Annotated in this window: 3 protein-coding genes; all 3 read right to left on the bottom strand. The window is 75.1% G+C overall.

The features are described 5' to 3' along the window. Positions 1-13: 13 nt before the first annotated feature. Genes MQV74_RS35370 through MQV74_RS35360 form a run of 3 tightly spaced genes read right to left on the bottom strand, consistent with a single transcriptional unit; the run spans position 14 to position 11,073 of the window. Positions 14-3,976, bottom strand: coding sequence for an SDR family NAD(P)-dependent oxidoreductase (locus tag MQV74_RS35370; protein ID WP_242727176.1), 3,963 nt, complete (start codon positions 3,974-3,976; stop codon positions 14-16). Beyond that, positions 3,973-4,755, bottom strand: coding sequence for a thioesterase II family protein (locus MQV74_RS35365; RefSeq protein WP_242727175.1), 783 nt, complete (start codon positions 4,753-4,755; stop codon positions 3,973-3,975). Before MQV74_RS35365 ends, MQV74_RS35370 begins: the two co-directional genes overlap by 4 nt. A 6-nt stretch (positions 4,756-4,761) precedes the next feature. Then, a complete protein-coding gene (locus MQV74_RS35360) occupies positions 4,762-11,073 on the bottom strand; it encodes a non-ribosomal peptide synthetase (RefSeq protein WP_242727173.1) in 6,312 nt (2,103 codons plus the stop codon). Positions 11,074-11,465: the final 392 nt, after the last annotated feature.

Raw genomic sequence — 11,465 nt, 5'->3', positions numbered from 1 at the left:
CAGCGCACGCTCTTCAGAAGGGAGGCCTCGGAAGGGGGGATTCGGGGGGAGGCGCAAGGGGGGTGACTTCCGCCGGGGGCGTGCGGCGTCGTTCGACGGTCGCGGCCATGCCCGCGACCGTCGGGTCCTCGTAGAACTCCTGGGTGGTCATGCGGACCGCGATCCGGTCGTCGACCAGGCCGAGCAGCCGGGCGGCGCGCAGGGAGTCGCCGCCGAGTTCGAAGAACGAGTCGTCCCTGCCCACCCGTGGGCGGTCGAGGGCGTCGGACCAGATGCGGGCCAGGCGCCGTTCGAGTTCGGTGGCCGGCGGGGTGTGGGCGCGGGCGGCCCGGCGCGGGGACGCGTCGAGCAGGAGCCGCGGCACGTCGACGGTGCCGTCGGCGTGCCGGGGGATGCGCGGCAGCTCCACGAGGCGCACCGGCACCGGACAGGCGCGGACATGGGGCTCCAGGGCGGCGCGCACGGCCTCGGGGCGGGCGTCCTCAGCGGCGGCCCGCGGGGTGGAGGGGGCGTCCCGCCGGGTGTAGGCGACCACGAGTTCGCTGACGCGCAGCCCTTGCGGGGCCAGTTCCTCGACGATCCGCGGATGGGCGAGGTCGAGGCCGAGGAGCAGGTAGTGGTGGGGGGAGGTCAGGGCGCCCAGGAGCAGCTTCAGGCCCTCGTCGGGGTCGACGGCCAGGAACCCGCGGCGCCGCGCGGGCTCGCTCGGCTGGTCCCGGTTCATGCCGACGCCGCTCCACATGCTCCAGGCCAAGCACCGTACGGAACGGCCGTGTTCGTGCCGCCAGTGGTCGGCGAAGCCCACGAGGAAGGCGTTGGCCGCGGAGTAGGCGCCGAACGAATGGCCGCCGAACTCGCCGTTCACTGAGCCGAAGAGGACGAGCGTGGCGTCCGGGCGGCGGTGGAGCACCCGGGCCACGGCGAGCGTTCCGGCCACCTTGGCGTGGTACTGCTCGGCGAAGGTCGCCGCGGTCTCCCGGGCGAGGGTGTGCCGTTCGAGGGCCGCCCACTGCCCGGTCGGGTCGGCGGCGGCCAGATGCAGCACCCCGTCCACGGGCGCGCCCCAGGCCTCCTCGGCCGAGGCGAGCGCGGCTTCGAGGGCGATGTCGTCGGCGACGTCGGCCCGGTGGTGTCGGACGTCGCCCAACTCGGCCAGTTCGGCGAGGCGGGCGGCCTTCTCCCCCTCGGCGGGCGAGCGCCCCACGAGCAGCAGCTTGGCCCCGTACGCGGCCAGCAGGTGTCCGGCGATGTCCAGGGCGATGCCGCCGAGGCCGCCGGTGATCAGGTACCGGCCGCCCGTGATCACCGGCGGTGCGGCGCCGTCCGTGCCGCTGTCCTCGGGGACGGGTACCAGGACCGGCCGCCAGCGGTGCTGGTCCCGTGCGGCGACGACGCCGGTACGGTCCCGGTCGGTCAGTTCCGTGCGCAGCGCCTGCTCCCACCGCCGGTGGTCGGCGGGCAGGTCGAGGTGCCGGATCCGCGGCGTGGCGGACTCTCCGGCCGCGGTCCTGACCAGGCCGGGCACCGCGCAGGTGCCGAGGTCGACCCGGTCGCCGTCGCGGACGTGCAGCGCTCCCGCGGTGAGGACGAGCACGAGGGGACTGCCGAACTCCTCCTCGGCGAGCGCGCCGATCAGCGCGGTCAGTTCGGCCGTCGTCGCGGTCAGCTTCGTCAGGGGGTCGCCGTCGCACGACAGCGGGAGGGCGAACACGACGGTGGAGATCGCGCCGTGCCGGCCGGTCACCGACCGCAGCAGGTCCCGCATCCGCGCCCGGTCGTCCGGCCGCACGCGGTAGCGGTCCGGTACCTCCTCGACGAACCCCTCGCCCCGGGCCGCGACGACCAGCGGGCCGTCGGGGCGCAGCCGCCTGAGCACCTCCTTGTCGGCGAGCAGCAGCCGCACGCCGTCGTCGGCCCGGGGGGTGTGCCTGGGCAGGGGTGCCCACTGGCGCCGGGCGACTCCGCGTCGTTCCGTCTCCCCGGTGGTCGTGATGAGGCGGTCGTCGAACGCTCCGGCGCGCAGCCGGTCGGCCAGCGCGGACCGCTGGATCTTCCCGCTGCTGGTCTTGGGGAACTCGTCCTCCCTCAGGGGCACCAGCAGGTCCGGGGCGAGCCCGGCCTCCCGCCCCAGGACCAGGCGCGTGTCCTCGGCGATCCGGGCGAGCGTCTTGGCCTCGTCGTGCCCGGCCGGGTCCTCGGGCACGAAGAAGACAGCGAGGCGGTCGGACGTGGCGGCGGGTTCGCGCACCCCCGCCGCGGCCACGAACGTGGGCCGTACGCCGTCGACCCGCTCGACGACGCTCTCCAGTTCGTGCGCCAGGTAGTTGATGCCGCGCACGATGATCTGGTCCTTGGCACGCCCGGCGATGACGACCTCGCCGTCGCTGACGAAGGCGAGGTCACCGGTGCGGAACCAGCGGTGCTCGTCGTACGCGGCACGGTTGGCCTCGTCGTTGCGGAAGTAGCCGCGCGTCATCGTGGCGCCCTGGATGCGGAGTTCACCCACCCTGTGCTCCGGCAGGACGGACCCGTCGTCGCCCGTGACGCGCAGCCGGACTCCGGGAATCGGCCGTCCCACGGTGGAGAGCACCGTCGCGCGCCGGTCGTCGGGCGGCAGCAGGCGGACGGCGCCGCCCAGGGACGCGGGGTCCACGGCGACGGTGCCGACGGCGGGCTCGGTGCGGCTCTGCCGGGTGTAGGTGACCCCCGAGCACGTCTCCGACATGCCCCAGCACGGCACCATCGCGTCGGCGCGCAGCCCGTGCGGCGCGAGGAGTTCCAGGAACCGGTGGCTGGTCGCGGCGACGACGGGCTCCCCCGCGTTGACCAGCTCGCGGACGCGGGACAGGTCCCAGGACCGCCGGCGGATCTCCGCGCCCTGTTCGTTGACCATGGAGAAGGCGAAGTTGGGCGCCCAGGTGTTGGTCACCCGGTACCGGTCCATCCAGTCGAGCCAGAGCAGGGGGTCGACGAGGAAGTGGTCGGTCCTCGCGTTGACGTGCCAGCACCTGACGAACACGTCGCGCACGTTGTACATCGCGACGGTCACGTGGTCCAGCGGCATCCAGATGAGGCTGACGTCGTGCTCGGTCAGTCCGCAGTGCGCGGCGACCGCGTACGTACGGGCCGCCACTGAGGCGTGGGTGTGCCGTACGCACTTGGGCACGCCGGTGCTGCCGGAGGTGAGCAGGTCGAGGACGGTGTCCTCGGGGGTCGCGGGGAACCAGTCGTGGTCCGGCGGCGCCTGGAGGAGGTCGTGGGTGGTGAGGACGCGCACGTCGGGCTCGCCCCACAGCGCGCGCACCTCGGCCAGCGTCCCCGCGGTGGCCGTGTCGGTGAGCAGCACCGGCCGGCCGAGCAGTTCCCAGGCGTTGTGCAGCTTGCGGTTGGGTTCGTTGCGCGTCCGGTACGTCGGGGCGACGGCGACGGGCGCCGGGACGAACCCGCCGAGCACGCACGCCCAGAAGGCCGTGAGGTAGGCGCGGTTGTCGGCGAACACGAAGAGGGCGGAGTCGCCGGGGCGCAGTCCCGCCGCGCGCAGACCGCCGAGGGCTCGCTCGGCCTCGGCGAGCAGCTCCGGGTACGTCTGGACGTCGTCGTCGTGGTCGCGCCTGATGAAGACCGTGCCGCGGTCGGGGGCGTACGCGGCCGCCGTACGGAGGGCCGCTTGCAGCGTGGCGGGCGCGCCGTCGGGAACGGTCAGGGGCCCGCCGTCGAGGTCGGCGAGCGGGCCCTCGGCCGCGGCCGCGGGCGGCGGCGGGCCGGGGGCGGCGGACGCGGGCGGCGCGGCGGGGCCGGCCGTCCTGCGGGCGACCGCGGCCGCGTCGGCGACGCCGGGGAGCCGCCGGGCCGCGTCGGCGACGCGGTCGAGGGCCTCCTCGTCGAACTGCCCGGACGCACCGCACCGGCCGAACCGACCGGTCGGGGAAGGCCGGTCGGCCCGGTCGCGCGGGCCGGGCCCGTCGACGTGCGTCATCTCGTTCCCCCATCCGTCGCCGGGGCCAGTGTCCGCTCGCCGACGAACGCGACCACGTCGGCCAGCTCGTCCAGGAAGTAGAAGTGGCCGCCCTCGTACAGCCGGGTGGTGACGTCCTTGGTGGTGCACGCCGACCACCCGCCCAGGGTGTCCACGGGGGACCGCGGGTCGGCCGTGCCCGCGAGCACGGTGACGGGGCACTCCAGCGGCGGCCCCGCGGTCAGGCGGTGTCGTTCCCACAGCGCGAAGTCCGCGCGCAGGACGGTCAGGAGGGAGCCCAGCACGTCCTCGTCGGCGAGGATCTCGGCCTCGATCCCGCCGAGCCGGACGATCTCGGCGCGGAACTCGTCGTCCGGCAGTTCGTGGAGCTGCCGTACGCCCGTTCGCCCCGGCGCCGGTTGCGCGGAGAGGAAGAGCTGCTCGGGGCCCCGGTGGCCCCGCGCGCGCAGCGCCTGGGCGAGTTCGTAGGCCAGCGCCGCCCCGCAGGAGTGGCCGAAGAAGGCGACCGGGCCGTCCAGGACGGCGCGCAGGGCGTGGACCAGGACCCTGACCAGCGGGCCGACCTCGGTGAAGGGCTCCTCGGTGATCCGGTTCTGACGGCCGGGCAGCTGCACCGCGACCAGTTCGACGTCCGCGGGAAGCCGCTCGGCCCAGGCCGTGTAGGCGGCGGCGCCCGCGCCCGCGTGCGGGAAGCAGATCAGCCGCCGCCGGTGACCCGGCCTGCGCGCCCGCCAGACGTAGGGGCTCTCCGGGACCAGCTCGTCGATGTCGACACTCATGCGCGGCTACTCCTCAGGGATCTCGGTGACCCGGCGCAGCCCGGGGCGGCCGACCGCGGCGACGGTCGTCCACCGCGCGGCCAGCTCGGCGACGGTCGGGTACGCGAAGACGGTCCGGATCGACACCTGCGCCCCCAGCTCGGTGCGCATGCGGTTGATCAGCCTGGTCGCCCGCAGGGAGTTGCCGCCGCAGGCGAAGAAGTCGTCGTCGATGCCGAGCCCGTCGTGCCCGAGCGCCTCGGTGAACAGCTTGACCAGCGTGGTCTCCCGCTCGTCGCGCGGCGCTCTGCGGCCGGCCGCGGTCCGCCGCGGGCGGCGGGCGGCCCCGGCCGCGCCGGACAGCAGCCGTTCGACCCGCGTCACGGCGAGGGGGACCACCCGGGCGGGCAGCCGCTGGACGACGAGGTCGAGCACCTCGTGCGTGGACACCGGACGCCCGTCGACCGTGACGACGTACGCGGTGGACCCGGTCGTCCCGGGTCCACCGGTGACCACGAGCGCTTCGGCCACCTCGGGGTGGGACAGCAGCACGGTCTCCACCGCCGTGGCCTCGGTCCGCGCCCGGTCGCCCACGGGCTCGACGCGGTGGTCGGCGCCGCGCCGGGCGCGTACTCCGGTACGGAGCATGCGGGCGCCGGGCGGCCCGTAGGGGTCGGCGACGAAGTGCCCGGCGCTGAGCCCGGGGCGCCGGTGCAGGCCGCGGGCGAACTCCCCGGCGACGTACAGCTCGCCCACGGCGCCCGGCCCGGCCGGGGCGAGGGTGGGGCCGAGCAGCCGGATGTGCGCGCCCTCCGCGCGGAGGGCGTCCGGCGGCGGTGCGTCGCGCCGCACGTCGACGGCGCGGCCGCGGCACAGGCCGAGCAGCGGGTCCCAGACACCGGCCCCGGGGCCGGTCGCGGGCGCGCCGTCGGCCAGGGCGGCGTGGGTGAGGGCCACGGCGTACGGCTGCGCTGCCGCGTCCGGACCGTAGCGGAGGTAGGCGAGGTGTTCCGGCCGGACGGGTCGGGCCGGTGGCGGGGTCGGGTCGCCCGGCGGGGGCGCGGGATCCGTGCCGTCGTCGCCGGGGGCGTCGACCGGTATCGGCGTCAGGCCGGGCCAGGTCAGGGCGGCGGCGGCCGGGTCCGCGACGAGCGCGTGCGGGCGGGCGTCCGCCAGGACGGCGGCAGTCCACGCCCGCGGGTCACCGGGGTCGATCGGCAGCAGGCAGGCGCCGCTCCTCACCACGGCGAGCAGGGCCACGGCCCGGTCCGCCGGGTCGGAGCAGCAGGCGGCCACCACGGCTTCGGGTCCCAGGCCGCGTCGGCGCAGCCGCCGCGCGAGGCGGTCCGCCCTGTCGTTCAGGTCCCGCCAGGTCGGCGCGGAGCCGTCGGCGATCAGGGCTTCCGCACCGGGGTCCGTGGCGGCGCGCCGGGTGAAGAGGTCCGTGGCCGAGACCCGGCGCGTTCGGGCGGCCGACCGTGCCGGGCCCGGGGTGTCCGGGACCGTCACGCCGGGCTCCGTCACGGCCACGGAGGCAACCGAACGGCCGGGATCGTCAGCGAACGCGCGCAGCACGCGCCCGAACGCGTCCGCGACCCGCGTGGCCGCGGTCCGGTCGAAGGCGCCGCGCCGGTACTGGAGCCGCAGCCGCAGCCGGTGGTCCTGGTCCGCGTACACGACCAGCGGATAGTGCGACGCGCCGACGGACCGGCACGCCGTGACGTCAAGGCCTCCCGTGGCGCCCGCCGCGGCGATCTCCGGGTGCCGGGGCGGATGGGACTGGAAGGCGACGAGGGTGTCGAAGAGGACGTCGAGACCCACGGCCTCGTGCACGTCAAGGAGGGCACAGTGGTGGTGGTCGAGCAGGCCGTTCTGGGTGGCGCGCACCCCCGCCGCCACCTCGGCGAGCGTCTGCCAGGGCCCGCACCTCGCCCGCACCGGCACGGTGTTGAGGAACAGCCCCACCATCGACTCGACGCCGTCCACCTCCGGGGGCCGGGCGGACACCGCGCCGCCGAACACCACGTCGGTGCTCGCGGTGAGCCGGCCAAGCACGATCCCCCAGGCCGCCTGCACGACGTTGTTGAGGGTGCAGCCGAGTTCGACGGCGCGCCGGGCGAGCGTGTCCGCGTCACGGTCGCTCAGGGGTACGTCGAGTTCGCCGGGGCCGGTGGAGTCGGTGGTCGCGGGCGGGGCGGCGGCCGGGTCGGGTGCGCGGGCGGGGGCCACCAGGGTGGGCTCGCTCAGCCCCGCGAGCGCCTGCGCGTGCGCGCGCGCCGACCGCTCCCGGTCCCGGCGCGCGAGCCAGCCCAGGAAGTCCTTGAAGGAACGGGGGTCCGCGACGGCGCTGTCCCCGCCGTACGAGCGCAGCAGGTCCCGCGCCAGGATCGGTTCCGACCAGCCGTCGAACAGGGCGTGGTGGGCGGTGAGGATCAGCTCGGCGCGGCTCGGGCCGACGCGGGCGAGGGTCCACCGCAGCAGGGGAGGGCCCGCCAGGTCGAAGGGCGCGCCGCGCTCCTCGGCCAGGAAGGCCTCGAACGCGGTGTCGTCGGGCAGCGTGACCTCGCGCCACGGGGGCTCGGCGCGCGCGACGACCAGCTGGACCCGGTCCCCCGCCTCCGTCGTCACGAATGCGGTGCGCAGAGCCGCGTGCCGGTCGACCAGGGAGCGGGCCGCCGCGCGCATCCGCGGGGCGTCGACCGCGCCGCGGACCCCGATCACGAGCTGTACGTGGTAGGTACCTGAGTCCGTGCCCGCGAGCGTCGTGTGGTGCACCATCCCGGCTTGCAGGGGCGTCAGCGGCCATACGTCCACGAGGCCCGGGTGTTCCTTGCCCCACGCGTCGAGTTCGCTCTGCGCCACGGCGACCAGCGGTACGTCCGAGGGGGTCAGGCCTCCGGCGCCCGGGGCGCGCGCGTGCCGGGCCAGGCCCTCCAGGGCGGCGCACCACAGGTCGGCCAGCTCGCGCACCTCGGCACGGGAGAGCACGCCTTGCGGCGCGGCGAACGTGGCCGCGAGGCGCGGCCCGTCGGCGTCGTCGGCCACCGTGGCGTTGACGGCCAGTTCGCAGGGCGCGGGCATGAGGGGGTTGTGTCCGGCGTCGAGCGCCGCGAGGGTCTCCAGCTCGGCGCGGTCACCGGTGCGTGTCCAGCCGAGGCCGCGCAGTTCGTCGGGGAGGTCGGCGGCGGAGAAGCGGCCCAGGTAGTTGAACCCGACCTGGCCGAGCGGGTAGGGCGCGAGCGCCGGGGCGGTCCGGCCGTTCATGTAGCGCAGCAGTCCGTATCCCATGCCCTTGCCCGGGACGGCTCGCGACTGCTCCTTGACCAGCTTGAGGGCCGTGCCCGCGGCCGGCCCCCCGGCGAAGGCCTCCGCCACGTCGATCCCGTCCAGGTCGAGGCGGACGGGGAAGACGCTGGAGAGCCAGCCCGCGGTGCGGGACAGGTCCGCGCCCGGTGCGATCTCCTCCTCCCGCCCGTGGCCTTCGAGGTGGAGCAGCAGGGACGGCTCGTCCGTGCCGCGTCGCCGGCGCCAGTCCGCGACGGCCAGGGCGAGCCCGGTCAGCAGGCCGTCGTGGACGCCGCCGTGGAAGGCCGAGGGCACGGCGGTCAGCAGCGTCCGCGTGACGTGGGGCGGCAGCGAGACCCGCACCCGTCGCACGGTGTCCATGGTGTCGACGGCCGGGTCGAGGCGCCGCGCTCCCAACTCCGGGTCCGGCCCCTCCAGGACGGAGCGCCAGTAGGGCAGTTCGGCCACCCGCGCCTCGGCGTACGCGGCGTCCGCCATCGCGTGCGCCCAGCGTCGCGCCGAGGTGGCCACCGGCGGCAGCGCGGGCCGCTCCCCCGCCCGTATCCGCTTCCAGGCCGCGGCGAAGTCCGGCATCAGGATCCGCCAGGTCACCCCGTCGGCGGCCAGGTGATGCACCACCATCAGCAAGCGGCCCGGCCCCGCGGCGGCGTCGAACCACACGCATGCGGCCAGCAGGCCCCGGGCGGGGTCCATCTCGCCTGCTGCCGCGTCGAGTTGGGCCGTGAGCAGGGGATGCCAGCTCTCCTCGTCCCAGTGCCCGTCGCACTCGACCCGCCGGACCAGGCGGCCGACGTCCACCCGGCCCGGCGGCTCGACGACCACTCCGTCCGGTACGAGGCGGGCCCGCAGCAGGTCGTGCCGGTCGACGACGGCGGCCACCGTGGCGACGAGACCGTCCCGGTCGATTCCCTCGGGAAGTTCCAGGACGGCGGCCTGGGTCAGCCGCTCGAACCCGGCGCCCCTGTCCTTGATCCACCGCGCCGCGGGCAACAGCGGCATCCACCCCGCTCCGGCGCCTTCGAGCTCCTCCAGCTTCCTTTCGGCCTCGCCGCGCCCCGCGGTGGACGCCGCCGTCGCCAGGGTGGTGACCGTGCGGCGCTGGAGGATCTCCCGTACGTCGAGCGTGAGGCCCCGGGCACGGGCGCGGGCCGCCACCTGGATCGACTGGATGCTGTCGCCGCCCAGGGCGACGAAGTCGTCGTCGCCCCCGACCCGCTCCAGACCGAGCACCTCGGCGAACACCTCCGCGACGACCTGCTCGTGCGCGGTGCGGGGAGCGCGGTAGGCGCCGGCGCCGAACTCCGGTGCGGGCAGGGCGGCCCGGTCCAGCTTTCCGTTCGGGGTGAGCGGCAGCCGGTCCAGGGTCACGAACACCGAGGGCACCATGTATCCCGGAAGGCGCCGCGCGAGGAACTCCCTGAGCCACTCCGCCTCGGCACCGCCCGGCGCGGTCGGGTCGTCGGCGGGCACCACGTAACCCACCAGGTGCTTGCCCAGGCCGTCGTCGGCGTGGACGGCCGCCGCCGCGTGTGCCACCGCCGGGTGGGCGAGGAGGGTCGTCTCGATCTCGCCCAGCTCGATGCGGAACCCCCGCACCTTCACCTGGTCGTCGGCCCGGCCCTGGCAGACCAGCGTGCCGTCCGGCGTGCTGAACCCCATGTCGCCCGTGCGGTACATGCGTGTCCCGGCGGGCCCGTACGGACAGGCGACGAACCGCTCGGCGGTGAGCCCGGCCCTGTTCAGATAGCCGCGCGCCAGTTGGACGCCCGCGAGGTAGATCTCGCCGCGCGCCCCCGGAGGCGTCGGCCGCAGCCGCTCGTCGAGCACCAGGGCGCACATGCGCTCGAAGGGACGCCCGACGGGGACCTCCCCGGCGATCTCGACGACGGACTCCGCAGCGGACGACGTACCTACGTCAGCCGGTACGCCCGCTTCGGCCTGTATGCCTGTCTCCACCGGTGCGTCCGAGCGCGCCGCGGGCGCCATCACGTGGGCGGTGGCGAACACCGTCGTCTCGGTCGGTCCGTACAGGTTCGCGAAGACGGTGTCCGGGCAGGCGGCCCGGGCGCGCCGGACGAAGGGCGGCGAGACGCGTTCCCCGCCGATGACCACCTCACGGATGCCCGCGAGGCAGCGCGCGTCCTCCTCGACCAGCAGGTTGAACACCGAGCTGATCACCATGGCCGCGGTGACTCCGTGGTCGGCCACCATCGCCGCCAGCGTGGCAGGCGTCAGCTCCCGCGCGGTACTGACGACGAGCCGGCCTCCGTTGATCAGCGGCACCCACAAGGGATACACCGAGGCGTCAAATGCCAAGGGCAAGTGCAGGAGTACGCGTTCCTGGGTCCCCGTGCGCCAGACGCGGTCGCTCGCGAAGGCCACCAGGGCCCGGTGGGTGACGGCGACTCCCTTGGGCACACCGCTCGACCCCGACGTGTAGATGACGTAGACGAGTTGATCGGGGTGGCAGGCCGCCGTCCCGCAAGAGGGTTTCGCGGACGAGGCGGGGTCGGCCCGGCCCGTGGCGGCCGGGGCGGCGAGGCCGGCCGCGTCGCCATCGTGGTCATGGAGGCCGGCCGCGTCGTCGAGGCCGTCGAGCGTCACATGGGGGCAGGTTCGCGGCAGCCGGGCCGACGCTTGTTCCGTGGTCAGCACCAGGACCGGCTGCGCGTCGCCGAGCATGAACGCGACCCGCTCAGCGGGATAGTCCGGGTCGATCGGCAGGTACGCGGCACCGGCCTTCAGCACTCCCAGCAGGACCACCATCAGGTCGGCCGACGCGGGCAGCACCACGGCCACGACCGACTCCGGCCCCACACCGCGCCCGGCCAGCGCCCGCGCGAGCCGGCCCGCCCGGTCGACGAGGTCCCGGTAGGTCAGGCGGACGTCACCGCACGCCACGGCCACGGCCTCGGGGGTCTGTACGGCCCAGCGGTCGACCAGGGCCGGAACCGTCACGTCCAGGTCGGGTGCGGTCGACTCGACGGCCCTGCTCGGCGACCGCTCCAGGCCCACCGGTTCTCGCACGTCCATCACCCCACCACAAGAAATGCACCAGAGAACGAGTCACATCGGGGCACGGCCGAACGCGGTCTCGCCCAACCGAAAAGGCACCCCTGTCCTGGGCCGTCCGCAAAGAAAATCTCCGGCAGCCAAAGCCTTCCGGAGTCGATAAGGGCGGCAGCCGTTCATCCGGCGCCCGGCCCTCAGGCATCCCCACTGTCCAACGTCGGCACTATGAGGTCAAGCGCCGTACCCGGGCCGAACTCCCCACCACGTTCCGATTAATGTCCTGGCACCAGGACATCCCTATGCTGGATGGCCCGTCATGCTGGCATTCACGTAATGCGGACGATGCCAGATTAAGACCGTCGTGACGGTGAAACAGCTCCCACGGCACCGGCGGCACAGGGTGTCACGAACCG

This window comes from Streptomyces sp. AN091965 (assembly GCF_022698285.1).
Lineage (GTDB): Bacteria > Actinomycetota > Actinomycetes > Streptomycetales > Streptomycetaceae > Streptomyces.
The sequence above is the reverse complement of the archived record's forward strand: the minus strand, read 5'-3'. Positions and strand labels throughout refer to the sequence as shown.

Coding starts and splice junctions, on each gene's coding strand:
- MQV74_RS35370 (WP_242727176.1), bottom strand. CDS start 3,976: ATGACGCACGTCGACGGGCCCGGCCCGCGCGACCGGGCCGACCGGCCT.
- MQV74_RS35360 (WP_242727173.1), bottom strand. CDS start 11,073: ATGGACGTGCGAGAACCGGTGGGCCTGGAGCGGTCGCCGAGCAGGGCC.
- MQV74_RS35365 (WP_242727175.1), bottom strand. CDS start 4,755: ATGAGTGTCGACATCGACGAGCTGGTCCCGGAGAGCCCCTACGTCTGG.